This is a genomic window from Brevundimonas sp., assembly GCF_035999125.1.
Lineage (GTDB): Bacteria > Pseudomonadota > Alphaproteobacteria > Caulobacterales > Caulobacteraceae > Brevundimonas.
The window spans coordinates 257,420-281,656 of sequence record NZ_DASYGX010000007.1 but is presented as its reverse complement, the minus strand read 5'-3'; the positions used below and the strand labels follow the sequence as shown (position 1 = coordinate 281,656).

At 69.3% G+C, this 24,237-nt stretch carries 24 protein-coding genes; 6 read left to right on the top strand and 18 right to left on the bottom strand.

Annotated features, from left to right (window positions below; translation table 11 throughout):
• Positions 1 to 56: 56 nt before the first annotated feature.
• From gltX to VGN45_RS06930, 3 genes are all read right to left on the bottom strand, one after another.
• Positions 57 to 1,403 (bottom strand): glutamate--tRNA ligase, encoded by a 1,347-nt coding sequence (gltX, locus tag VGN45_RS06940; RefSeq protein WP_327460729.1) that lies wholly within the window; start codon positions 1,401 to 1,403, stop codon positions 57 to 59.
• Positions 1,404 to 1,467: 64 nt separating this feature from the next.
• The gene (dksA, locus tag VGN45_RS06935; RefSeq protein WP_327461244.1) at positions 1,468 to 1,881 is read right to left on the bottom strand and encodes an RNA polymerase-binding protein DksA; all 414 of its coding nucleotides are present in this window, start codon (positions 1,879 to 1,881) and stop codon (positions 1,468 to 1,470) included.
• Positions 1,882 to 2,083: 202 nt separating this feature from the next.
• The gene (locus VGN45_RS06930; protein ID WP_327460727.1) at positions 2,084 to 2,509 is read right to left on the bottom strand and encodes a flagellar assembly protein FliX; all 426 of its coding nucleotides are present in this window, start codon (positions 2,507 to 2,509) and stop codon (positions 2,084 to 2,086) included.
• 184 nt (positions 2,510 to 2,693) lie between these two features.
• Here VGN45_RS06930 and VGN45_RS06925 point away from each other — a divergent pair, with 184 nt between their 5' ends.
• The 3 genes from VGN45_RS06925 to VGN45_RS06915 all read left to right on the top strand — a co-directional run bounded on the left by VGN45_RS06925 (position 2,694) and on the right by VGN45_RS06915 (position 4,611).
• On the top strand, positions 2,694 to 3,806 hold the full coding sequence (locus tag VGN45_RS06925) for a flagellar basal body P-ring protein FlgI (protein ID WP_327460725.1): 1,113 nt from the start codon (positions 2,694 to 2,696) through the stop codon (positions 3,804 to 3,806).
• Positions 3,807 to 3,946: 140 nt separating this feature from the next.
• Positions 3,947 to 4,174: a rod-binding protein gene (locus VGN45_RS06920; protein ID WP_327460723.1), complete on the top strand. Its 228-nt coding sequence runs from the start codon at positions 3,947 to 3,949 to the stop codon at positions 4,172 to 4,174.
• Entirely contained in the window at positions 4,171 to 4,611 is a 441-nt protein-coding gene (locus VGN45_RS06915; protein ID WP_327460721.1) for a flagellar basal-body protein FlbY, read from the top strand. Before VGN45_RS06920 ends, VGN45_RS06915 begins: the two co-directional genes overlap by 4 nt.
• Here VGN45_RS06915 and VGN45_RS06910 read toward each other — a convergent pair.
• The gene (locus VGN45_RS06910) at positions 4,595 to 6,214 is read right to left on the bottom strand and encodes an ABC-F family ATP-binding cassette domain-containing protein (protein ID WP_327460719.1); all 1,620 of its coding nucleotides are present in this window, start codon (positions 6,212 to 6,214) and stop codon (positions 4,595 to 4,597) included. The two genes, VGN45_RS06915 and VGN45_RS06910, sit on opposite strands and share 17 nt — an antisense overlap.
• A 460-nt stretch (positions 6,215 to 6,674) precedes the next feature.
• On the opposite strand from VGN45_RS06910, the gene VGN45_RS06905 reads away from it, so the two are divergent.
• Together VGN45_RS06905 and uvrA are read left to right on the top strand one after the other, a co-directional pair.
• The gene (locus VGN45_RS06905; RefSeq protein ID WP_327460717.1) at positions 6,675 to 7,082 is read left to right on the top strand and encodes a hypothetical protein; all 408 of its coding nucleotides are present in this window, start codon (positions 6,675 to 6,677) and stop codon (positions 7,080 to 7,082) included.
• A gap of 148 nt (positions 7,083 to 7,230) precedes the next feature.
• Positions 7,231 to 10,134, top strand: coding sequence for an excinuclease ABC subunit UvrA (gene uvrA / locus VGN45_RS06900; protein ID WP_327460715.1), 2,904 nt, complete (start codon positions 7,231 to 7,233; stop codon positions 10,132 to 10,134).
• 18 nt (positions 10,135 to 10,152) lie between these two features.
• Here the strand turns inward: uvrA and VGN45_RS06895 are convergent, their stop codons facing one another.
• Together VGN45_RS06895 and VGN45_RS06890 are read right to left on the bottom strand one after the other, a co-directional pair.
• The gene (locus tag VGN45_RS06895) at positions 10,153 to 11,079 is read right to left on the bottom strand and encodes a hypothetical protein (protein WP_327460713.1); all 927 of its coding nucleotides are present in this window, start codon (positions 11,077 to 11,079) and stop codon (positions 10,153 to 10,155) included.
• Positions 11,080 to 11,111: 32 nt separating this feature from the next.
• On the bottom strand, positions 11,112 to 11,888 hold the full coding sequence (locus tag VGN45_RS06890) for a hypothetical protein (protein WP_327460711.1): 777 nt from the start codon (positions 11,886 to 11,888) through the stop codon (positions 11,112 to 11,114).
• Positions 11,889 to 11,986: 98 nt separating this feature from the next.
• On the opposite strand from VGN45_RS06890, the gene trmFO reads away from it, so the two are divergent.
• Positions 11,987 to 13,411, top strand: coding sequence for a methylenetetrahydrofolate--tRNA-(uracil(54)-C(5))-methyltransferase (FADH(2)-oxidizing) TrmFO (gene trmFO / locus VGN45_RS06885; protein ID WP_327460709.1), 1,425 nt, complete (start codon positions 11,987 to 11,989; stop codon positions 13,409 to 13,411).
• Here the strand turns inward: trmFO and VGN45_RS06880 are convergent.
• The 12 genes from VGN45_RS06880 to VGN45_RS06825 form a co-directional block, all read right to left on the bottom strand.
• A complete protein-coding gene (locus VGN45_RS06880) occupies positions 13,408 to 13,788 on the bottom strand; it encodes a hypothetical protein (protein ID WP_327460707.1) in 381 nt (126 codons plus the stop codon). The genes trmFO and VGN45_RS06880 overlap by 4 nt on opposite strands.
• The gene (locus tag VGN45_RS06875) at positions 13,785 to 14,408 is read right to left on the bottom strand and encodes a squalene/phytoene synthase family protein (protein WP_327460705.1); all 624 of its coding nucleotides are present in this window, start codon (positions 14,406 to 14,408) and stop codon (positions 13,785 to 13,787) included. Before VGN45_RS06875 ends, VGN45_RS06880 begins: the two co-directional genes overlap by 4 nt.
• A complete protein-coding gene (locus VGN45_RS06870) occupies positions 14,405 to 15,025 on the bottom strand; it encodes a hypothetical protein (protein ID WP_327460703.1) in 621 nt (206 codons plus the stop codon). Before VGN45_RS06870 ends, VGN45_RS06875 begins: the two co-directional genes overlap by 4 nt.
• Positions 15,026 to 15,182: 157 nt before the next feature.
• Positions 15,183 to 16,169 carry a protein translocase subunit SecF gene (secF, locus tag VGN45_RS06865; protein ID WP_327460701.1) on the bottom strand — a complete coding sequence of 329 codons (987 nt, stop codon included), beginning with the start codon at positions 16,167 to 16,169 and terminating at the stop codon, positions 15,183 to 15,185.
• The gene (secD, locus tag VGN45_RS06860; RefSeq protein ID WP_327460698.1) at positions 16,169 to 17,761 is read right to left on the bottom strand and encodes a protein translocase subunit SecD; all 1,593 of its coding nucleotides are present in this window, start codon (positions 17,759 to 17,761) and stop codon (positions 16,169 to 16,171) included. Before secD ends, secF begins: the two co-directional genes overlap by 1 nt.
• Before the next feature lie 37 nt (positions 17,762 to 17,798).
• Positions 17,799 to 18,116 carry a preprotein translocase subunit YajC gene (gene yajC, locus VGN45_RS06855; protein ID WP_327461242.1) on the bottom strand — a complete coding sequence of 106 codons (318 nt, stop codon included), beginning with the start codon at positions 18,114 to 18,116 and terminating at the stop codon, positions 17,799 to 17,801.
• Between the two features lie 137 nt (positions 18,117 to 18,253).
• Positions 18,254 to 19,336, bottom strand: coding sequence for a peptidoglycan DD-metalloendopeptidase family protein (locus VGN45_RS06850; RefSeq protein ID WP_327460696.1), 1,083 nt, complete (start codon positions 19,334 to 19,336; stop codon positions 18,254 to 18,256).
• A gap of 112 nt (positions 19,337 to 19,448) precedes the next feature.
• Positions 19,449 to 20,093: a protein-L-isoaspartate(D-aspartate) O-methyltransferase gene (locus VGN45_RS06845; RefSeq protein WP_327460694.1), complete on the bottom strand. Its 645-nt coding sequence runs from the start codon at positions 20,091 to 20,093 to the stop codon at positions 19,449 to 19,451.
• 169 nt (positions 20,094 to 20,262) lie between these two features.
• A complete protein-coding gene (gene surE / locus VGN45_RS06840; protein WP_327460692.1) occupies positions 20,263 to 21,087 on the bottom strand; it encodes a 5'/3'-nucleotidase SurE in 825 nt (274 codons plus the stop codon).
• A 15-nt stretch (positions 21,088 to 21,102) separates the two neighbouring features.
• Entirely contained in the window at positions 21,103 to 21,492 is a 390-nt protein-coding gene (locus tag VGN45_RS06835; RefSeq protein ID WP_327460690.1) for a hypothetical protein, read from the bottom strand.
• Positions 21,493 to 21,497: 5 nt separating this feature from the next.
• Positions 21,498 to 22,988, bottom strand: coding sequence for a serine--tRNA ligase (gene serS / locus VGN45_RS06830; RefSeq protein ID WP_327460688.1), 1,491 nt, complete (start codon positions 22,986 to 22,988; stop codon positions 21,498 to 21,500).
• Between the two features lie 202 nt (positions 22,989 to 23,190).
• Positions 23,191 to 24,180, bottom strand: a complete 990-nt coding sequence (locus VGN45_RS06825) for an aldo/keto reductase (RefSeq protein WP_327460686.1) — start codon at positions 24,178 to 24,180, stop codon at positions 23,191 to 23,193.
• Between the last annotated feature and the right edge of the window lie 57 nt (positions 24,181 to 24,237).

The window sequence follows — 24,237 nt, the reverse complement described above, 5'->3', positions numbered from 1 at the left end:
GCGACTTGCCGACGAGAGGCCGCTCCTGCCGGGGCGGCCTTTTTCGTGTCTGCCCCTCAGCCCTCGCCGCGCAGCCGGGCCTGGATGCGGTCGCGCCCGATCAGCGGGATCAGCGCCGCCATCTCCGGCCCATGGGTCTGGCCGGTCAGCGCCAGCCGCAGGGGCTTGAACAGCGCGCCGCCCTTGGCGCCGGTCTCGGCCTTCAAAGCCTCGGTCCAGGCGGACCAGGCGCCGCCGTCGATCGTTTCCGGCAGCAGGCGCGCCGCCGTCGCGGCGAAGCCGGCGTCCTCGATCACCGGCGTCACCGGCCCCCGCACAAGCCGCGCCATTTCAGCGACGTCGTCGAACTTCTGAAGGTTGGCCCGCACCACGTTCCAGAAGTCTTCGCCCAGGTCCGCGTCCTTCTCGATCAGTCGGGGACGCGCCGTCTCATACGACATGGCGTGCAGGGCCTGGGCGTTAAGGCGGTCCAGGTCGGCGGTGTCGTAGCGCGCCGGCGAGCGGCCCATCTTGGAGAAAGCGAAGCCCGCGCCCAGCGCCTCGATCGACTCGCCCACTTCCAGCGGATCGGACGTGCCGATGCGGCCCAGATGGCTGACGATGGCGATCGGCTCATAACCCTGCTCGCGCATCTCGCTGATCGACAGGGAGCCCAGCCGCTTCGACAGCGCCTGACCGTCGGCGCCGACCAGCAGGGGCATGTGCGCGAACCCCGGCACGGCCCCGCCCCAGCCGGCCGCGATCAGCGCCTCGAAGATCTCGATCTGAGCGCCCGTGTTGGTGACGTGGTCTTCGCCCCGGATCACGTGGCTGATGGCCATGTCCAGATCGTCGACGACCGACGGCAGGGTGTAGAGGAACAGCCCGTCCTCCCGGATCAGCACCGGGTCGGACATAGAGGCCGTGTCGACCTCGGCATGGCCGCGCGACAGATCCTCCCAGGCCACCCGCCGGCCGTCCAGCCTGAAGCGCCAGTGCGGACGCCGCCCCTCAGCTTCGTAAGCGGCCTTTTCGGCATCGGTCAGCGCCAGCCCCGCGCGGTCGTAGATCGGCGGCAGGCCCCGCGACAGCTGCACCTTGCGGCGGCGATCCAGCTCTTCCGCGGTCTCGTAGCAGGCGTAAAGCCGACCGGCCGATTTCAGCGCCTTGGCCGCGGCTTCGTAGCGGTCGAACCGCTTCGACTGGTTGTGCCGCTCGTCCCAGACCAGCCCCAGCCAGCGCAGGTCGTCCTCGATCCCCTGCTCGAACTCGGGCGTGGACCGCGCCAGGTCGGTGTCGTCGATCCGCAGGACGAACCGCCCGCCCTGCCCTTTGGCGAACAGCCAATTCACCAGGGCGGTGCGGACGTTGCCGACGTGCAGCTTCCCCGTCGGCGACGGGGCGAAACGGACCTTGACGGACATTCTTGAACCTTGAGACGCGAAGGGGCGCTAGGTCGCCCTGCGCCCCCACGAAGTCAAGAAGAGGTCAGTCGTCGCGGTGGACGCGCTCGCGGCGCTCGTGACGCTCCTGCGCCTCGACCGACAGGGTGGCCGTCGGGCGGGCTTCCAGTCGGCCCAGGCTGATCGGCTCGCCGGTCTCCTCGCAATAGCCGTAGGAGCCGTCATCGATCCGGCGCAAGGCCTCGTCGATCTTGGAGATCAGCTTGCGCTGGCGATCGCGGGTCCGCAGCTCCAGAGCCCGGTCGGACTCCGACGAGGCCCGGTCGACCAGGTCCGGATGGTTCTCGGTTTCCGCCTTCAGGTTGACGACGGTCCCCTTGGACTCTCGCAGGATGTCCTCTTTCCACGCCAGCAGCTTGCCGCGGAAATAGGCAAGCTGGCGGTCGTTCATGAAGGGTTCGTCGTCGGACGGCCGATAGGACGGCTCGACTTCAGGCATCTTGGCAGCCAACGCGGTCATTTCACTCACGCTCGACTCTTCGCGCCCCCCTGCGGCGCATGCGCCCATTAGACGGGCAAGGGAGTCGCGACAACGGTGTTGTGAGGGCCACAATGCGGTCACGCTTCACGTCTTCGTCATGGCGTGACATTTCTTCATCACCGATTGCGATGATGAACATTTCGTCATGTTTTCCGGCGCTTCATGCTGCGCTGCGGCGAACGTCCCGTTTGGCGACCTCGACGGCCGCCCGCAAGTCGATCTGGGTCAGAACCATGGCGAGGTCCGGATCCTCCACCGCGGCCGAAGCCTCCCCGGCTGCGCGCGACAGACGCTGGAGTGCGCCGCCATCATCGACGCCTTCGAGAGCGGCGATCCGCAGAGCGTCCAACTCGTCCAGCAATCCACGCCCGCGGCGGATGGCCCGGCGTTTACGCTCCGTGGCGTCCTCCACGCCTTGAAGAGCCATCAGGGCGGACACGCCAGACACGCCCGCCGGGGCCGACGGAGCCGACGCCGCGCCGACACTCGACGCCGCCGCCGTTCCAGGCAGGCTGAACCCAGCGCCGGGGCGTTGCGTCCGCTGCCCCCCGACCGGCTGGGGGCCCGACGGTCCGGTCACCTTCATGCGAGGGGGCTCCGATTCATGAGGCGACCATGGCGCGCCGCTGTCACCGTTTGGTTAACGCCCCGGCAGAGTTTGCCGCCCATTCGCCTTCCCGGTGCGCCGGCTTCATTGTTTTGCCGAAGAATTTCTCCCGGCATGATCCTCGCAACAGCGTGAACGACCGCCGTCGTGGAGTTCGCCGCCGATGCAGAAACTGCTCACCGTCCCCATCCTCGCGACCCTCGCCGCAGCGGGCCTCCTGGTCGCCGCACCGGCCGCGGCCCAGTCGCGCATCAAGGACATCGTCTCGATCGAGGGCGTGCGCTCCAACCAGTTGGTCGGCTACGGCCTGGTGGTCGGGCTGAACGGCACCGGCGACAACCTGCGCAACTGCCCCCTCACCCGTCAGTCGCTCGACAGCATGATGGAACGCCAAGGCGTCAACATGCGCGGCGCCCAGGCCAACACCAAGAACGTCGCCGCCGTCATGGTCACCGCCGAGCTGCCGCCGTTCGCCGCGCCGGGCTCGCGCATCGACGTCTCGGTCTCGACCCTGTGCGACGCCAAGAGCCTGCAGGGCGGCACGGTGGTGGTCACCACGCTGCAGGGCTGGGACGGCCAGACCTATGCGGTGGCGCAGGGGTCGATCCAGACCGGCGCGGTGTCCGCCTCGGGCCAGTCCGGCTCCTCGGTCACGCGCGGCGTGCCGACCGCCGGCCGCATCGCCTCCGGCGCCGTGGTCGAACGCGAGACCGGCTTCGACCTGAACGGTCAGGACGCCGTGCGCCTGACCCTGCGCAACCCCGACTTCACCACGGCCCAGCGCGTGGCGGGAGCCGTCAACCAGATGTTTCCCAACACCGCCTGGGCCGAGAACGGCACCGTCGTGGTCCTGCGCCCGCCCGCCGGCTACGGCACGGCCAACTTCCTCAGCCGCGTCGAGAACCTGTCGGTGGCGGTCGACGCGCCGGCCAAGGTCATCATCGACGAGGTCAACGGCGTCATCGTCATGGGCGAGAGCGTGCGCGTCTCCACCGTCGCCATCGCCCACGGCAACCTGACCGTCTCGGTCCAGGAGAACCCGCGCGTCAGCCAGCCCGAACCCTTCAGCGACGGTGAGACCGTGGTCGTGCCCCAGTCCGACGTCACGGTCGAGGAGGATCGCGGCACCCAGATGCGCGTCGTCGACGGCGGGGCCTCCCTGTCCAGCCTCGTGGCCGGCCTGAACGCCCTCGGCGTCTCGCCGCGCGACCTGATCTCGATCCTGCAGGCCATCAAGGCCGCCGGCGCCCTCCAGGCCGACATCGAGGTGATGTGATGATGAGCGCGCTGTCTTCTCTCCCTCCCCTTCATGGGGAGGGACGGCGAGCCCTGGCGAGCCAGGGTGGGGCTGTTCAGTTCCCCACCCCGACGGCTTCGCCGTCTTCCCTCCCCACTTCGGGGGAGGGAGATCGCAAGATGCGCGAGACCGCCCAGGCGTTCGAAGCCTCCTTCATCGCCCAGATGCTGCGCCCGATGTTCGAAGGTCTGTCCACCGAGGCGCCGTTCGGCGGCGGCGAGGCCGAGGCGACCTGGCGCGGCCTCCTGCTGGACGAGATGGGCAAGCAGGTCGCTCGATCGGGCGGCATCGGCCTGGCCGACCACGTCATGGCCCAGATGATCCAGATGCAGGAGATGCAGGCATGAGCGCCGATCCCCAGACCGCCGCCTTTCACGTCCGCCGCCTGATCGACCTGACGCGCCGCCTGACCGGCCGGCTGGAGGTGGAGACCGAGGCGTTTCGCGAGCATCGCGCCAAGGATCTGCTGGCCGATCAGGCCGAGATACAGGAGATGGCCAACGTCTATCGCCGCGAGTCCGCGCAGCTGAAGGCCCGGCCCGACGTGCTGAAGGCCGCGACCGCCGCCGACCGCATGGAGCTGATCCGCGCCACCGAACTGTTCGAACAGGCCTTGGCCGTCCACGCCCGCGTGGTCGAAGCTGCGCGCACGGTCTCCGAGGGCCTTGTCCGCACCATCGCCGCCGAGGTCGCCGCCCAGCGGGGCAGCCCGTCCGCCTACGGCGCCGCCGGCCGCGCGACGGCGCCCGCCGCCACGGCCGTGGCCCTCAACCGCACTGCCTGAGCGCGATCTCCCGGTCGATGCCCACCGCGTCCAGAAATTCCCGGTCGTGGCTGACCACGATCAAGGCGCCGTCATAGGCCGCCAGGGCCGCTTCCACCGCCTCGACGGCGTCCAGGTCCAGATGGTTCGTCGGCTCGTCCAGAACCAGCAGCTGGGGAGGCCGGGTTCCGGTCATCACGCAGGCCAACGCGGCCCTCAGCCGCTCGCCGCCCGACAGCTCCGCCACGCGCTTCCGCGCGGCCGCGTTGCGGAACAGGAACCGCGCCAGCGCCGCCTGAGCGTCGTTCGGAGTTCCGCCGGGGTTCAGCCGCAGCCATGCCTCGACCAAAGTCTCGCCGGGGAGCAGCGCCGCCGCTTTCTGATCCAGCAGCGCCGCCGGCACGGGCCGTTCGACGGTTCCTGACGTCGGCGCCAGATCGCCGTGGATCAGGCGCAACAGGGTGGTCTTGCCCGCGCCGTTCGGGCCGGCGATCGCGATCCGCTCCGGCCCCGTCATGGTCAGATCGACGGGGACGAGGATGCGCCTGTTCTCCGGCGTCGCCCAGCCGGCGCCCGCCAAGCGCAGCACAAGACGCCCCTCCGGCAGGCCGGTCGGCGGCATCGGCACGTCCAGGGCGCGGACACGCTCCACCCGCGCCCGTGCCTCGGCCAGGGCCGCGTCCGCCGCCTCCTGCCGCCGCGCCGCGAGAACCCGCCCGCGGCCGGCGCTGTCCTGCGCCTGATCGGCCCGCATCCCCGCCAGGATGCGCGGCAGGCCGCCCGCCCGCCCCTCCCGCTTGCCCGCGGCGTCGCGGCGCGCCTTCTTCTCGCGCTCACGCTGGGCCTCCCGCGCGCGCTGGGCGGCCACGCGCTCGGCGTCGCCCAGGGCGCGCGCCGCCGCCGCCCTCTCCGCCTCGCGGCGGGCGACGTACATGTCCCAACCGCCCCCGTGCACGGCCGCGCCGAGCTCCGACAGTTCGATGATCCGATCCACGTGGCGAAGCAGCGATCGGTCGTGACTGATCACCACGGTCCCGCCGCCACGCCGCGCGATCAGGTCGCGCACCAGATCGCGGGCCTCCGCGTCCAGGTGATTGGTCGGCTCGTCCAGCAGCAGCAGGTCGGGATCGGCAAGCTCCAGCCGGGCCAGTTCCAGCCGCGTCCGCTCGCCCCCGCTCAGGCTCGCCGTCGGTCGCGCGGGATCAAGCCCCGCCAGCCCGACCGCCGCCAAAGCCTCGTCCAGCCGGGCCTCCAGCGTCCAGTCCGCCCGATCCAGATCGTCGGCGTCGCCCGCACCGGCCGTGATGCGGGCGATCCGGGCCAGCTCCGCCTCCACGCCGAGGGCCGCGGCGACCGTCTGCGCGGGCGGGCTCGCCGGCTCCTGCTCCAGCCAAGCGACCGAGCCGGCGCGTGTGATGGTCCCCTCGAACGGCGTCGCGACGCCCGCCATCAGGCGCAGCAGCGTGCTCTTGCCGCAGCCGTTGCGGCCGACGACGCCGGTGGTTTCCCGCCCGAAGGCGAGGGTCAGATCGGAAAAGAGCGTTCGGCCGTCAGGCGTTCGGACGCCGAGCCCGGACAGGGTGACGACGAAGGCGGGCCGGGGCGGGACGGAGGACGAGGGCATGAGCGCAGACCAGGACGACGAGGGAAAGGGCGAAACCGATTTCCAGCGCGCTGATCATGACCTTGGGCACTCCTCGTGACTGTGGGCGACGTGAGACTGCCTCTCGCCTGGGGTGGAAACAAGGCTTGCGTCAGAGATGGGCGGTGTGCGGCTCTCGGCGCGGTCACGCCGGGCGAACAGCCGGTCGGAGCTTGTGACGACTGCCGGGTTGAGGCTCAGCGACGACGACGACGCGCGCGGACGGGAACCGCCTTCGGCTTGGGCTGGGCCGCGATCCAGGCCCCCGCCAGTCCGGCGGCGGCGATGCCCAAGGCGATTTCGACCGGTCCGATCATCTTCCACGCATCCCGCGGCACGCTCTCAAGCCTCACAAGATGCGATCGACGGGCCGCGGTCGCAAGCGAAATGATGCATGGCCATTTTGCCGCGCCCATGAAAAGCTTTGCCGGGAGAAAGAAACATGCGCCTCATCGCCTGTCTGTCGGCCCTGGTCGTCACCGCTTGCGCGACGGCGCCGGGTCCTTCGGGCCCTCCCGATTTCAGCCCGATCTCAACGACGGCCAGCGTGAACGCCCGCCTCTACGCCGACTGCATCGCCCAGGCCGCGCGGACCGGAAGATACGGCCACGCCCATGACGAGGTGCACGTGGTCGTCTTCACCTGCGACGGAGAGCCCGCCCGCGCCTTCTTCGAGGCGCTGGGCCCCTGGGCGGCCGCGCAGAACTCGGAAGTCGTCGTGGGCGATCGCTTGATCCGCTCCACCACCCGCATCGAGCGTGACCTGTTCGCCGCCGACTGGTGCGAACGGCGCGGCGAGGTTCATGCCTGCAACATCAGCCTTCGCACCGGCGAGTTCGCCCAGCCCTGATCCCGCCGCCCTGCTGCCAGTCGGCGTCAGCAGGGCGCGCTTGCAGCATCGCAGTTCGCACTTCGTTCTTGCTGAACTTCGCGAATTGATCCCCATATGACGCCGTTGCGCCGGACCCGCCTCCGGCCCCTCGGCGTTCCCGGATCCCATGACCGAAAAACACGACTTCATCCGCGTGCGCGGCGCGCGCGAGCACAATCTCAAGGGGGTCGACGTCGACATCCCGCGCGAAAAGCTGGTGGTGGTCACCGGCCTGTCGGGGTCGGGCAAGTCCTCGCTGGCGTTCGACACCATCTATGCCGAGGGCCAGCGCCGCTACGTCGAGAGTCTGAGCGCCTACGCCCGCCAGTTTTTGGAGCTGATGGGCAAGCCCGACGTCGATCTGATCGAGGGCCTGTCACCGGCCATCTCGATCGAACAGAAGACGACGTCGAAGAACCCCCGCTCGACCGTCGGCACGGTCACGGAAATCCACGACTACATGCGCCTGTTGTGGGCGCGGGTGGGGGTGCCCTACTCCCCCGCCACCGGCCTGCCGATCGAGAGCCAGACCGTCAGCCAGATGGTCGACAAGCTGACGGAGCTGCCGGATGGCGAGCGCCTGCTGCTGCTCGCCCCCGTCGTACGCGGCCGCAAGGGCGAGTACCGGAAAGAGATCGCCGAGTGGCAGCGCGCGGGCTTCCAGCGTCTGAAGATCGACGGCCAGTTCTACGCCATCGAGGACGCCCCGACGCTCGACAAGAAATTCAAGCACGACATCGACATCGTCGTGGACCGCATCGTCACCAAGGTGGGGCTTGAGGGGCGTTACGCCGACAGCCTTCAGACCGCTCTGAGTCTGGCCGACGGCATCGCCGTGGCGGAATGGGCGAACGCGCCGGAGGGCGAAGAGCCGCGCCGGATCACCTTCTCCGAGAAGTTCGCCTGCCCCGTCTCCGGCTTCACCATCAGCGAGATCGAGCCGCGGCTGTTCTCGTTCAACAATCCGTTCGGCGCCTGTCCCGTCTGCGACGGCCTGGGGGTCAAGCTGGCGTTCGACGCGGATCTGGTGGTGCCGGACCGCGACAAGAGCCTGCACGCCGGCGCGGTGTCGCCGTGGTCGCGGGGGCCGTCGCCGCTCTACACCCAGACGCTGCAGTCGCTGTCGACCCACTACGGCTTCTCGATGGACAAGCCGTGGCGCGACCTGCCGGAGAAGGCGCAGCAGGTGATCCTGCACGGTTCCGGCGGCGAGAAGATCCGCTTCGTCTACGACGACAACGCCCGCAAATACGAGACGACCAAGCCGTTCGAGGGCGTTCTGCCGAACTTGGAACGCCGCTGGCGCGAGACCGACAGCGCCTGGGTCCGCGAGGAACTGGGCCGCTATCAGTCCGAGACCCCCTGCGAGGCCTGCGGCGGCAAGCGCCTCAAGCCCGAGGCCCTGGCGGTGAAGATCGCCGGCACGGACATCGCCGAGGTTTCGTGGCTGTCGATCAAGCACGCCCACGAGTGGTTCACCGGCCTGGACGGCATGCTGACCGACAAGCAGATGGAGATCGCGCGGCGGATCCTGAAGGAGATCAACGACCGCCTGCGGTTCCTTAACAACGTCGGCCTCGACTATCTGAACCTGTCGCGCAGTTCCGGCACCCTGTCGGGCGGCGAGAGCCAGCGGATCCGCCTGGCGTCGCAGATCGGCTCGGGCCTGACCGGCGTGCTGTACGTGCTGGACGAGCCGTCGATCGGCCTGCACCAGCGCGACAACACCCGCCTGCTGGACAGCCTGCGCGGGCTGCGAGACCTCGGCAATTCCGTCCTCGTCGTCGAGCACGACGAGGAGGCCATTCTGACCGCTGACCACGTCATCGACATGGGGCCCGCCGCCGGCTTGCACGGGGGCGAGATCTGCGCTCAGGGCACGCCCGAACAGGTCATGGCCAATCCGAAGTCGCTGACCGGCAAATACCTGACCGGCGAGCGCGAGATCGAGTTGCCGCCGGATGGCCGTCGCCCGGTGAACCGCAAGAAGATGCTCAAGATCTCGGGCGCGACCGGGAACAACCTCAAGAACGTGAGCGGCGAGATCCCCGTCGGCCTGTTCACCTGCATCACCGGCGTGTCCGGCGGCGGCAAGTCGACGTTCACGATCGAGACCCTCTACAAGGCCGCAGCACGTCGCCTGCACAACGCCTCCGACGCCCCGGCGCACTTCGACCGCATCGAGGGGCTGGAGCTGTTCGACAAGGTCATCGACATCGACCAGTCGCCCATCGGCCGCACGCCGCGCTCGAACCCGGCCACCTACACCGGCGCCTTCGGCCCGATCCGCGACTGGTACGCCGGCCTGCCGGAGTCCAAGGCGCGCGGCTACGGCCCCGGCCGCTTCAGCTTCAACGTCAAGGGCGGCCGCTGCGAGGCCTGCCAGGGCGACGGCGTCATCAAGATCGAGATGCACTTCCTGCCCGACGTCTACGTCACCTGCGACGTCTGCAAGGGCAGACGCTACAATCGCGAGACGCTGGAAATCGTCTTCAAGGGCAAGAGCATATCCGACGTTCTGGACATGACGGTCGAGGAGGCGGCGACCTTCTTCAAGGCCGTTCCGTCCATCCGCGACAAGATGCTGACGCTGGAGCGGGTCGGTCTGGGCTACGTCAAGGTCGGCCAGCCGGCCACCACCCTGTCGGGCGGCGAGGCACAGCGGGTCAAGTTGTCCAAGGAGTTGGCCAAGCGCGCCACGGGCCGCACGCTCTACATCCTGGACGAGCCGACGACGGGCCTGCATTTCGAGGACACCCGCAAGCTGCTGGAGGTGCTTCAGGAACTGGTGGAGGCCGGCAACACCATCGTGGTGATCGAGCACAATCTCGACGTCATCAAGGTCGCCGACTGGCTGCTCGACTTCGGGCCCGAGGGCGGCGACGGCGGCGGCGAGATCGTGGCCGTCGGCACGCCCGAGGACGTGGCCAAGAACCCGGCCAGCTGGACCGGCAAGTACCTGAAGGAGGTGCTGGACCGCCACGAAACCCGCCGCAAGGCGCGCGTGGCGGCCCTCAAGAAGCGGGCCTGACCCCCGAGCGGCGGCGCATCACCCCGCCGCCGGCACGCTCTTGATGTCTCGATAGGCGGCCGCGAACGGGGCGTAGACCACGCCGACGGTCAGCGCATAGACGACCGCATTGACCAGGGCGGTGACCAGCATCCAGGGATTCAGGGCGCGATAGGCCTCGAACATGGCGGCCGGATCCTCGCCGCTCATACCGCCGAACATGCTCACGCCCGACATCATCGTCAGCGGCGCGACCACCACCAGCGACAGCAGGCCGATCACGATCGCCATGATGCCGGCCAGAATCGCCATGCCCAACAGGCCCCAGAACCTGCCCTTGGTGACGGCGAACGAGTCGAAGAAGGCCATGCGCTTCTCGGCCACGGTGATCGGCACGGCCAAACTCCACCGCACCGTCAGCCAGATCATCAGCACGACGCCGGCCACCATTCCGGCCAGAACCAGCAGCCCGGCCCATCCCTCGCCGATGCCGAAAGCGATGCCCATCAGGATGCCGATCACGAAGATGCAGGCCACCCAGGCCGCGACCAGGACGATGCCCAGGACCAGCGTCACCACGAACACCCGGACCTCATCTATCGACAGGCGCATGTAGCCGAAGGCGCTTTCCGCCGGCCGCGTGACCGCCCGCGCGATCGCCGCCGTCAGCACGCTGGTGACGATCAACTGCAGCGGCAGCAGCCATGAAAAACTGGCCATGGCCGCGAACATGGCGTTGAACAGGCTCATGAACTCTTCCTGGCTCGGCGGCTGGCCGGCGGGGGTCTGTTCCATCTGTTCGGAGATCCGGACGAACTCGATCCAGGCGTCGGCATTCATGCCCATGGCCAGAAGACTGGCGGCGCTGAGCAAGAAATAGAGCGCTGCCCACCAGATCAGCGCCGTCGGCTTGCGCCGCACCACGCGAAATCCCTCGAACGCCGCTTCGGTCGCCGAAAACGTCATCGTCCTCTCCCCTTGGATGCCCGGACGGCAGCCTAGCGCTCCGACCCGCCTGTGTCATCGGGTCGCCAGTACTCCAGCCGTCGATACGCCGAGGACATCGAGCCCGCCGCGAACGGCAGCCAGAGCACCGCCAGCACCGGGCCTGCAAACCCTGCGCCCCAGCTCAGGGCCATGACGACCGGCCCGATCACGATCACCAGCAGGGCCAACAGCCGCCAGAAACTGCCCGTCGCGATCCCCAGGGTGTTCAGCGACACCGGCTGGCCGCGTCCCACCGTCGCCTGGCTGAACAGCGCCAGCCGCACGATCAGCAGCACCGGCACGGCGATCAGCACCGCGCCCACGAGGCCCAGCGCCGCCAGCTTCCACGGCACGCCCACCGCTGCCCAGTCGCGCGCCCGGATCGCCTCGACGTCCAGTCCGGCCGCGCCGAACAGCGCCAGGCCGACCAGCGCCAGCACGGCCCCGATCATCGTCAGGAACAGCAGATTGAGCAGCAGCGCCGCCACGACGTGCCGCTCAGCGGGGCCGAACTGGAGCCCCGCCGGGCCCAAGCCATGCCTCGGGGCCGAGCGTCCGAAGATCGCCACCCGGTTCGCGCCGGTCCAGGCGATCAGGGCGGCCAGACCGACCGCCACGTCCAGCACCCACGCGGCCCCGTCGTCGGGCACCATCTGGCGGGCGAGCAGGACCGCGATCAGGAAGATCAGGACGCCCCACGCCTGCGCCCACACGGTCGGCACGGCCCGGACGCCGTCGGCCAGCGCCTGCATCACTCGAAATCGTCGTGCGGGCGCCGGCGCGCGCATGGTGCAGTCCCCCGAAAGCGGCAGGACCATAATCGCGACCATGACCTGCGGCCAGCGGGCGGGCTGACGAAGCGGTCCGGTGTGGCTAGAAGGCCGCGATGAGCGCTTCCCCCTCCCCCGCCCCCATCCACGTCGTCGGCGGCGGCCTCGCCGGCTCCGAGGCCGTCTGGCAGATCGCCCAGGCCGGCGTGCCGGTCATCCTGCACGAGATGCGTCGCAGCGGGCCCTCAAGCAGCGAAGCGGTAGGGCGACCAGGACCCGTGAAGACCGACGCGCACCAGACCGACGGCCTGGCAGAACTGGTCTGCTCCAATTCGTTCCGGTCGGACGACTGGGAATACAACGCGGTCGGCCTGCTTCATGCCGAAATGCGCGAACTCGGCTCGATCATCATGTCGTCCGGCGACGCGCATCAGGTGCCCGCCGGGGGGGCTTTGGCGGTGGACCGCGAGGGCTTCTCGGACGCGGTGACGAAGCGCCTGCTGGCCCACCCCCTGATCACCGTCGTCGGCGAGGAGATCGCCGGCCTGCCGCCGGAGGACTGGGACAGCGTGATCGTCGCCACCGGTCCCCTCACCTCCCCGGCCCTGGCCGACGCCATGCTGAAGGCGACGGGCGAGGAATCCCTGAGTTTCTTCGACGCCATCGCGCCCATCGTCCACGCCGACTCGATCGACTTCGACGTCGCCTGGCGCCAGTCGCGCTACGACAAAGTCGGCCCCGGCGGAGACGCCGCCGCCTACGTCAACTGCCCGATGGACAAGGCCCAGTACGACGCCTTCATCGACGCCCTGCTGAGCGGTCCCAAGGCGGAGTTCAAGGACTGGGAGCACGTCCCCTATTTCGACGGCTGCCTGCCCATCGAGGTCATGGCCGAGCGGGGCCGCGAGACCCTGCGCCACGGCCCGATGAAGCCCGTCGGCCTGACCAATCCGCGCAGTCCGGAGACCAAGGCGCATGCTGTCGTCCAGCTGCGTCAGGACAATGCGCTGGGCACCCTGTTCAACATGGTGGGCTTCCAGACCAAGCTGAAGCACGGCGCACAGGCCGAGATCTTCCGCATGATCCCGGGCCTGCAGAACGCCCAGTTCGCCCGGTTGGGCGGCCTGCACCGCAACACCTTTTTGAACAGCCCGAAGCTGCTGGATCGCCAGTTGCGCCTCAAGGCCCTGCCGCGCCTGCGCTTCGCCGGCCAGGTCACGGGAGTGGAAGGCTACGTCGAAAGCGCCGCGCTCGGCCTGCTGGCCGGCCGCCTCGCCGCCGCCGAACGCCTCGGCCGCCCCCTCGAAGCGCCCCCGCCCGAGACCGCCATCGGCGCCCTCGTCGAGCACATCACCGGCGGCCATCTCGAAGGGTCGAAGTTCCAGCCCATGAACGTCAACTACGGCCTGCTCCCTCCGCTGGAAGCGCCCCGCGTCGACGCCGAGGGCAAACGCATCCCGCCCAAGGACCGCGGCCGGGCCAAGAAGCGTCTGATGAGCGTGCGCGCGCTGGAGTTGCTGAAGGGCTGGCGGGACGGCTAGGCGGCGGCGGCCCGGACCCAGCGGCCGATCAGCTCCGCCAGCGCCGTCGCCTTCGCGTCCAGATCGGCGGGATCCCGGATCGTGACCACCCCGCGATCCGGCGACGGCCATCGCGCCAGCCCCGACGCGTCTTCGAAGGCGAAGCCGTCGGCCTTCGCCGCCGCGCCCCTGTGCAGCACGACGCGCCATCCGCCTCGCCGCTCGACGCCAAGCGTCACACGATCCTCACCGCCCAAGGCGAAATTGGGCGCATTCCACTTGATGGTTTCGACCCACGGCACGTCGACCGACCGCACGATCTCGCGCAGACCTCCGATGCCCGCCCGGTTGTGCTGGGTCTGTCCGGCCAGCCATGTGGAAACCTCCTGCGACGTCATATCCGTCCTCTCAGGTTCGCCCAGGTGAGGCGCAAGCGCTTGGCGGCTTCAGGCTCATCCGGCCGCCTCAGCGCCGCCGTGGAGACCGCAGGGAAGGCCCGAACCGGCAAGGCCTTCAGGACCGTGTTCGCTTCTCTTCGAAGCGCCGCCACCTCCTCGAAACGCCCAGTCTGGGTCAGGCCCCGGACCCGCGCCGCCGGGGCCACGACCTCGTCATGTCCCGCTCCGGCCAGAACCCGAACCGCCGCTTGCATCGGCCCGACGAACAGCGCCTCAAGGTCGTGCGGCCGGCCGTGCGCCCGATCCACATGGGCGTCGATCAGGGCGTCCAGCGGCGCCCGCTCCAGGCCCCGGCGGGCCGCCGCGCCCGCCAGCGCCTCCAGCACCGGATGCCCCTTGCGCGGCACCCCGGCGAAAACGCCGTCCATCTGCTCGCCCCACCAGGCGTAACGCATCTCGGCCAGCAGCGGCTGGCTGACCCGCGTGGGGATGGCCATCAGTTCGGCCTCGAAGGCATAGAGCGCGATCAGGTCCGCTCGGGCCTGGACGTCGGCCACGAACCGGCTGGCCAGCCAGCGGTCGGGATCGGTTGCGCGGACTTGGGCGTCGAGGTCCGTCACCCGAACAGGGTCTGGTACATCGCCATGGCCGTCAGCATGGGGAAGCTGAGCAGCAGGTTGATCCGGCTGGCCAGCATGGCGGTGCGCGCGGCGCGGGCCTTCTTCTCGTCGTCGACGGGGACGATGCCCAGCGCGCGCTTCTGGTTCGGCCAGATCACGCCCCAGACGTTCAGGAACATCACCAGCGCCAGCCAGACGCCCACGCCCATCAGCATGTAGGCCTGATCGCCCTGCACCAACCCGCCGACCAGGCCGAAGGTCAGCACCTCATGCGCATAGGAGCTGCCGCGCAGATACAGCACCGCCAGCCCGGCCAGCACGGTCACGAACGCCGCCCAGCGGAACCAGAACAGGGCCTCCGGCGCGATGTGCTTGCCCACCGCCGGCTTCTGCTCGGCCGGGATGGCGGGCATCACCCGCATCTGCACGAAGTTGAAATAGTACAGCAGCCCGATCCACAGGATGCCGGCCACCACGTGGACCCACCTCGCGGTGGCCTGCCAGAAGATCAGATCGTAGCCGCCGCCGGACACACGTCCAAAGGCGAAGATCATCAACGCCGCAAGCGCGAGGCTCAGCGTCACCGTGTTGCGGAAGTTCGACAGCAGACCACCCATCAGGCCCCTCCCCGGGAATCGAGATGGGAACCCTACCTCTCCCTCCCCTTCATGGGGAGGGGAGATCGCGCAGCGATCAGGGTGGAATGAGGTCGACTTGCCCCCACCCGGGCGGCTTCGCCGCAGCCCCTCCCCACGAGGGAGAGGGAGATTTCACTCACGGCCGGCTGGCCATGCCCAGCTTGACCGGCGTCGGGTCTTCCTCGCCGCCGCGCTTGACGCCCCACAGCAGGATCACCGGCGCGCCGACGTAGATCGACGAATAGGTGCCCACGATGATGCCGAACATCAGGGCGATCGAGAAACCGAACAGCGCCTCGCCGCCGAAGATCGCCAGAACGGCCAGCACCATGATGGCCGTGACGCCGGTCACGATGGTGCGGCTCAAGGTCTCGTTGATCGACAGGTCGATCACCTCGCGCAGGGGCATCGTCTTGTACTTGCGCAGGTTCTCCCGCAGGCGGTCGAACACCACCACGGTGTCGTTCATCGAATAGCCGATGACGGTCAGGATGGCCGCGACCATGTTCAGGCTGAACTCAAGCCGCATCAGCACGATCAGGCCGAACACCAGGATCACGTCGTGCAGCAGCCCGATCACGGCTCCGAAGCCGAACTGGGGCTCGAACCGGAACCAGATGTAGGCGAACATCAGCACCACGGCGCTGCCCAGCGCCAGCAGCCCGGACACGAACAGCTCGCTGGACACCTTGGAGCCCACCACGCTGACGCCGGAATAGGTCACCTCGCCCACCGCCTGGGTGATCGCGCCCTCGACCTGCTGCACGACCTCGGTCTGGTCGCGGTTCTCGGGGACCTGGAAGCGAAGGATGGCGGTCGAGCCGTCGACGGCGCCGCTGTCGCGCCGGGCGATGCCCTGCACGCCCACGTCGCCCAGACCCAGCGCGCCGACGGAAGAGCGGATTTCATCAAGCACCAGCACCTGTCCGGCGGGCTTGGCGACCTCCAGCGAGGCGCCGCCGCGGAAGTCGATGCCCATGTTCAGGCCGGGATAAAAGCAGCCGACGATCGAGGCGACGCACAGCACCGCCGACAGGATGCCGAAAGCGCGTGCGAACTTGACGAACTTGAAGTCCGTCTTGGTCGGCAGAAGTTTGATCAGGGGCCATCCACGCATCGCCATCACTCCGCGATCGGCAGTTTCTTGGGCTTGGCGACCTTCAGCCACCAGGCCAGACCCACCTGTGCGACCAGAACGGCCGACAGCATGGAGGTGAAGACGCCGATCGTGAGCGTCCAGGCGAAGCCGCGCACCGGGCCGGCGCCGAAGATGAACATGATCAGGGCCGCGACCAGGGTCGTCAGGTTGGCGTCGATGATCGTGCCCATCGCCTTGTTGAAGCCGGCGTCCAGGCTGGCGATCACGCTGCGGCCCTGACGGGCTTCGTCGCGCATCCGTTCATAGATCAGCACGTTGGCGTCCACGGCGACCGCAAAGGTCAGGATCAGACCGGCGATGCCCGGCAGGGTCAGCGCCGCCCCGGTCATCGACATGGCCGCGATGATCAGCAGGCCGTTCAGCAGAAGGCCGATCACGGAGATGCCGCCGAACAGGAAGCCGTAGGCTAGAAACATGAACAGCACGATGATCAGGAATCCCACCGCGGTGGAGATCATGCCCGCCTGCACGGCGTCGGCGCCCAACTCGGCGGTCACGGTGCGGCGCTCGATCACGTCCAGCGGCGCCGGCAGGGCGCCCCCGTTCAGCAGGGTCACCAGTTCGGCCGCCGACTGGATCGAGAAGCTGCCCGTGATCTGGCCGACGCCGTCCGGAATGGCGCTCTCGATGGTCGGCGCCGAGATCACGCGGCCGTCCAGAATGATCGCGAACGGCTTACCGATGTTGGCTGCGGTGGCCTCGCCGAACCGCCGCGCGCCGACGCCGTCGAAACGGAAGTCGATGGCGGGCCGGCCGCTCTGGTCGGCGCCAACGCCCGCGCGCGTCAGGTTCTCGCCCGACACCAGCACGCGGCGCTTCACCAGATAGGGCGTCTGCTGGTCGTCGTAGACCAGTTCGGAATCGGGCGGGATGATCCCCGCTAGCGCCTGTTCGACGCTGTTGTCGGTGTCCACCATCTGAAACGTCAGCTGCGCCGTCTGGCCGATGACGCGTTCCAGAGCGGCCGGGTCGCTCTCGCCCGGCGCCTGAACCACGATGCGGTCGGCGCCCTGGCGGGTGATCGACGGTTCGCGCGTGCCAAGGGCGTCGACCCGGCGGCGCACCACTTCGATCGACTGGGTCACCGCGTCCGGACCCATCGTCCTCAGGGCCTGGTCGGTGTAGGCGATGCGGATCCGGTTGTCCGACAGGCGCTGGATCGTGCGTTCGGAAACGGCGTTGATCCCGCCCGCCTGGGTCAGAGGCCTCAGGGCCGTGAAGGCGGCGTCCTGACCGGCCCTGTCGGCCAGGGTCACCGTCACGCCCGCCGCGTCCGGCGTGGTGGACACGGCGGTCAGGTTGGCGGTCCGCAGGGTCGCGTTCACGTCCTCGCGCAGGTTCTCCATGCGCCCGGCGCGCATCTCGGACACGTCGACCTCGAGCAGCAGATAGCTGCCGCCCTGTAGGTCGAGGCCCAGGTTCACGCCGCTGGACGGCACGAAACCCGGCAGCGCCTCGCGCTGCTGCGGCGTCAGCAGGTTCGGGAAGGCGAACAGCAGGCCGAACGCCGTGGACAAGGCCAGAAGGATCACCTTCCAGCGGGACAGATGGATCATGGCTTTCTCGGACCTCGTCGGTCGATCAGACGGCCGATCAGGCCTTGGCGTCGTTGGCCGCGACGGCCGTGCGGTTGCGGACGTCGGCGATCATCGACTTGACCACGCGCACGTTCACGCCTTGGGCGATCTCGACCATGACCTCGTCGTTCTCGACGCGCGTCACCTTGCCGACCATGCCGGAAGACATGACGATCGTGTCGCCGCGCTTCACGCCGCCGATCATCGCCTGATGTTCCTTCTGCCGCTTCTGCTGCGGCCGGATCAGCAGGAAGTAGAATAGCACGAAGATCGCCACGAACGGCAGAAACTGCATCGCCAGGCCGACCATGCCGGGGTCGGCGGCGGCGGCCATCAGGATCATCTCGGAAGAGGCGGCGTCGGTCATGCGCACTCCAGGCGTGCGGGCGCTGTCGGCCCGGCGAATTCAAGAGGCGCGGAACCTAGGGCCGACCTCGCGCGGATGCAACGCGCCGACGAGAGATCGTCCGCCTAGCGTGGCAGAACGGTCAGCGGATCGACCGGGCGCGGCTCGTCGCCGAACACGCGCCACACCTGGAAATGCATGCTGGGCCCGTTGCCCGGCGTGCGCCCGGCCGTGCCGATCACCTCGCCCGCCGCCACGTCCTGGCCCTCGCCGACCCGCTCCGAACCCAGGTGCGCATAGACCGTGCGCCAGCCGTCGGGATGCACGATCAGCACCGTCAGCCCCTGATCCGCCACCACGTTGCCGACGTAATAGACGCGACCGGCGGCGGAGGCGCGCACCTCCGCCCCTTCGCTGGTGCCGATGTCGACGCCGCTGTTCCTCTGGCTGACGCCCGTAGCGCCGAAGCGGCTCAGAATCTCCCCACGCACCGGCCAGTTCAGTACGCCGGGCACGCCGGCGGGGCCGCGCGGGGTGGCCGCGTTTCCGGATGGAGGCGGCGGTGGAGGCGGCGGGGCGCTGCCCTGGGGCACGCGCACGCCGCGCGGCGAAGGCCCGCTGGCCCTCTCCTCCGGCCCCAGATCTACGGCGCTGTCCGGCAGGGTCAGCCGCATGCCCGGCCGGATCGCCGCACGCGGGCCCAGGTCGTTCAGATCGACCAGCATCTGGATCGGCGCCTGGAAGCGCCGCCCGATGCCGTACAGCGTGTCGCCCGGTTGGACCTCGTAGCTGGCCCCCGCCTCCACCGCGACCGGAGCCGGTGGCAGTTCTGATGCGGGCGGCGGCGCGGCCGTGTAGGCGGGCTCCGCCGGCGGCGGCTCGGAGTAGACCGGCTCCGGAGCCGGCGGGTCGTCGTACGTGGGCTCCGGCTGCGCCGACGGAGAATCCGCGGGCGCGCCGCCCACCGGCGCCAGGCCGCCCCCCTGGATGTCCTCGCGCGGGACCACGGCGTTCGGCGGCGGTTCATAGGCCTGAGGCTGAACCGCCGGCTCGACGTAGCCGGACGGCGCCGGCCGGACCGCGATGGGGGTCGGCCGCGTCGAATAGCGGGGCTCGGCCGGATAGGTCGAGCAGGCGGCGGCGCCCAGCGCCAGCAGGGCCAGCGCCCCCAGCGTCGCGGCGCGTCGCATCCCGTGTCCTGCGGTCATGGATCTCCCCTTGGCCTGCGGTTCCGGTCGCCTCCCTGATGCCCGGAACGGCCGCGCCAGCCAAGCCGTCAATCGGCGCCATTTTGCGGCGCCCGGATGAACGACGCCGCGCTCAGGCCTCCTTGGCCGCGCCCTCGACCAGCGGCACGAACCGGACTTCCGTCAGGCTCTCGCGGCTGAAGCTGCCGTCCGGCTGGCCAACGTAGCGGTTCAGCATCTGCACCGAGGTGCGTCCCACCGGACAGACCAGGATGCCGCCGGGCTTCAGCTGCTTCAGCAGTTCGGTCGGCTCATGCGGGGCCGCGGCCGTCACCATGATCCGGTCGAACGGCGCCTGTTCCGGCCAGCCCAGGCCGCCGTCCCCGTGACGGGTGATGACGTTGTCGATCTGAAGCAGCTTCAGCCGGTCCTCGGCCTCGGTCAGCAAGCTTCGATAGCGTTCGACCGAATAGACGTAGCGCGCCAGCCGGCTCAGCACGGCGCACTGGTATCCGCTGCCCGTGCCGATCTCCAGCACCCGGTGGCGCGGCCCCACCTCCAGCGCCTGGGTCATCAGGCCGACGATGAAGGGCTGGCTGATCGTCTGGGCGCAGTCGATCGGCAGGGCCTGATCCTCCCACGCCTGGTCCAGGAACCGCTCGTGCACGAACACCGCGCGGTCGATCGCTTCCATCGCCGCCAGCACGCGTGGGTCGGTCACCCCCTGCTGGCGCAGGTGCAGGATCAGCCGCCCGGCGCGATCGTCGTGCAGGTTCACGTCCTTCTCCCCTCGGGGGAGAAGGTGGCTCGCGGAGCGAGACGGATGAGGGGGGTGTCAAAGGCAAGACGCGGCGGCATCCAATGAGCGGACGTCGAGAGCCCCCTCATCCGAGCGACTTCGTCGCCCACCTTCTCCCCCGAGGGGAGAAGGCATTCGCACTCGGCCCTCATCCCTCCACCCGCTTCGGCGGCGCCCCGCCCAGCACGCCCTTCAGGTCGTGCACCATGGCCTGGTGCGTCAGGTCGATGTGCAGCGGCGTGACGGAAATCTTCCCCTCGTCCATCGCGCGCAGGTCGGTGCCCGGCGCGTGGTCCTGTTTCCGGCCGCGGAAGCTCATCCACCAATAGTCGCGCCCGCGCAGGTCGGTGCGCTTCACCGCCGCCATCTCCCCCGCCTCGCGAAAGCCCTGCACCGTCACCTCGACCTCGGTTACGGCCTCGGGCGGCCGGGCGGGGAAGTTCAGGTTCATCACCACGCCGGGGGCCCACTTCGACTCCAGCAGCCGCGAGATGATGCCCGGCGCGAACGCCTCCGTCGTCTCCCAGTGCGCCGTCACCTCGTCGTGGAAACGTTCCAGGCTCTGGCTCAGCGCGATCGAGCGGATGCCGAAGGCCATGCCCTGCAGCGCCCCCGCGACCGTGCCGGAATAGCTGCAGTCCTCGCCGACATTGTGCCCGCGGTTCACCCCCGACAGCACCAGGTCCGGCGGCGCGTCCATCAGCTCGTTGACCGCCAGAACGACGCAGTCGGTCGGCGTGCCGGTGACGGCGAACCGCCGCTCGCCGAACTTCTGGACGCGCAGCGGCTCTGTCAGGGTGATCCCCCGCCCCTTGCCCGACTGCTCGAAAAGCGGCGCGACGGTCCAGATCTCCGTTGGCCCACCGCCCTTCGGGCTACTTGAGGCCGGGTCCGAGAACCGCCGCGCGATCCGCTCCAGGCAGGCCAGCCCCTCGGCGTCGATCCCGTCGTCGTTGGTCAGAAGGATTCGCACGCCGGAGGGTCTAGCTCAGTTCGCGGTGACCCGCGACGCCAGGATGACCACGTCCTTGCGGCACTCGTTGGTGATGTTCGAGCCCTGGTGGTCCAGCCGGTCGCCGGGCAGGTCGGCCGACCAGGCGACGGCGCGCCCCGTCACCTCGACCCGCGCGCCCGACAGATCCTGGCGCGCCTGACGTTGCAGGTCGCGCGGCAGGGCCCCGGACACGCAGGCCTGGCTGAAGCCCTGGCGGCTGTCGGTCTGGTCCGGATACAGCCGGAACTCCTCGCCCGAGAACTTCGCCCAACCGATCCAGGTCGTGGCGGCCGCGTCGAAATCGGCGGGCGGGGCGGACGTCATGGCCGGCGCGCAGGCCGACAGAGTCAGGGCCGACAGGGCGGCGAAGGCGGCGGTCTTCATGGCGATCAGGCTCCGATGTGGGTTACGCCCCTCATATAGGGCTGCAGCACGGACGGAACGGCGATGCGCCCGTCCTGATCCTGATAGCTCTCCATGATCGCGACGAGCGTGCGACCGACCGCCAGCCCACTGCCGTTCAGCGTGTGCACGAACTCGGTCTTCTTCTCGCCGGCGCGCTTGAACCGCGCGTCCATCCGCCGCGCCTGGAAGTCTCCGCAGTTGGAGCAGCTGCTGATCTCGCGGAACGTGCCCTGCGACGGCAGCCAGACCTCCAGATCGAAGGTCTTCTTCGCCGAGAACCCCATGTCCCCCGCGCACAGCAGCATCCGCCGGAACGGCAGTTCCAGCGCCTTCAGCACGGCCTCCGCGCAGGCCGTCATGCGCTCGTGTTCGGCCTCGGAATCCTCGGGCCGCGTGATCGACACCAACTCGACCTTGCTGAACTGGTGCTGCCGGATCAGGCCCCTCGTGTCCCGCCCCGCCGACCCCGCCTCGGCCCGGAAGCAGGGCGTCAGCGCCGTCAGCCGCATCGGCTGGGCGAGATCGTCCTCCGACAGGATGCTCTCGCGCACGAGGTTGGTCAGGGAAACTTCGGCGGTGGGAATGAGGAAGTGCTTGGCTGCGGCCATCTTGGCCATATTGGCTAAAGTCTGCCGTTGAGCCTCGTTCCACTCGCGCTCAAACGCCTCGTCGAAAGCGCGCAGGACCTCGTCGATGGCAGCACCAGCTGCCCGGTTCTGGCGAGCGTCAGCCATCATACGACCGCGAGCATCACCCATCCGGTTTTCGAATTCCGTTCGGGCCTGCTCGAGCACAGAGATGTCGGTCTTGAACAAATCCTCTTCGAACTTCGGCAGTTGGCCGGTCCCGAACATCGCCTCGTCGCGCACCAGCAGGGGCGGGTTCACCTCCTGATAGCCGTGCTGCTCCGTCTGCAGGTCCAGCATGAACTGACCGATGGCCCGCTCCAGCCGCGCCAGCCCGCCCTTCAGCACGGCGAACCGCGCCCCCGACATCTTCGCCGCCGCCTCGAAGTCCAGCAGGCCCAGCGCCTCGCCCAGGTCGGCGTGGTCCTTGGCCGGGCCCGTCGTGCGCGGCGTGCCCCAGGTCGAGACCTCGACGTTGCCGCCCTCGTCCTCGCCGTCCGGCACGTCGGCGGCGGCCAGGTTCTTCTGGCCCGCCAGCAGGTCGCGCAGCGTCGCCCCGACCGTACGCTCGGTCTCCTCGCTCTCGGCGATCTTCGCCTTCAGGCCCTCGACCTCGGCCTTCAGCCGCTCGGCCTCGGCCATGTCCTTCCTGCCCATGGCGGCGCCGATGGCCTTGGACGCGGCGTTACGCGCAGCCAGCGCCTCCTGCCCCGCGGTCTGCGCGGCGCGCAGTTCGCGGTCCAGCGTCAGGATCCGGTCGACCAGCGCCGCGGCGTCCTCGACCCCGCGCCGCGCCCACCCGGCCACATAGTCGTCGGGCCGGTCCCGAATGGCTTTCACGTCATGCATGAGCGGGGCTTAGCGTGACGGCGGATGGGGCTCAACACCGCAGTCCCTCTCCCGGCGGGAGAGGGCTTGAGGCTCGGCAAGCGCTTGCGAGCCGCCCGCTGAAAGGGAGAGGGGCTACCCTCAAACAGCCGACCCTCACCCTTTCGCGCCAGAACGACGGCTGCGCCGTCGTGCGCTCAAGCCCTCTCCCATTGGGAGAGGGTCATCTGTTCAAGGCCGCCATTCCCGCCGGGGCATAGCGGTGCCCCGCCGCCGCGCCCCTCGGGAACACCGCCTCGATCCGGGCCAGATCCTCGGCCGTCAGCTCCAGATCGGCGGCCGCGGCGTTCTCCTCCAGCGTCGCGATCCGCCGCGTGCCGGGGATCGGGACCAGATGCTCGCCCTGTGCCAGCACCCACGCCAGGGCCAGCTGCGCCGCCGTCACGCCCCTGTCGGCCGCGATGCCCTTCACCGCCTCGACCAGATCCAGGTTCTTCTGGAAATTCTCTCCCTGGAAACGCGGGTTCGACCGGCGGAAGTCGTCCTCGGCCAGGTCGTCGATCGACCGGATGTCTCCGGAAAGAAATCCCCGCCCCAGCGGGCTGTAGGGCACGAAGCCGACGCCCAGCGCCTCGCAGACCGCGAACAGCTCGTCCTCCGGATCGCGGCTCCACAGCGAATACTCGGTCTGCAAGGCCGTGATCGGGTGAACCGAATGCGCCCGTCGCAGTGTCTCCGGGGCGGCCTCGGAAAGGCCCAGGAACCGCACCTTGCCCTCGGTCACCAGCTCGGCCATCGCCCCGACCGTCTCCTCGATCGGCACGTTCGGGTCGACCCGGTGCAGATAGTAGAGGTCGACGTGGTCCATGCCGAGCCGGCCCAGACTGCCCTCGATCGCGCGTCGGACGTTGGCCGGGCTGCCGTCCACCGTCAGCGCCGTCCGCTCGGCGTTGTAGCCGATGCCGAACTTGGTCGCCACGAAGGCGCGCTCGCGCCGGTCCTTCAACGCCTCTCCCAGCTGCCGCTCGTTCGTGTGCGGCCCGTACATCTCGGCGGTGTCCAGGAAGGTGACGCCGATCTCCAGCGCGCGATGCAGCACCGCGGTCGCCGCGGCCTGATCCGACGGCGTGCCGTAGAAGGCGGCCATGCCCATGCAACCCAGGCCGACGGCCGAAACTTCAGGGCCGCGCGGGCCCAGCGTGCGCGTCTTCATGACCCGCTCCTGATGTCTGAGGGACGTCGACGGCGACCGCCGTCCACTTCCAGATGG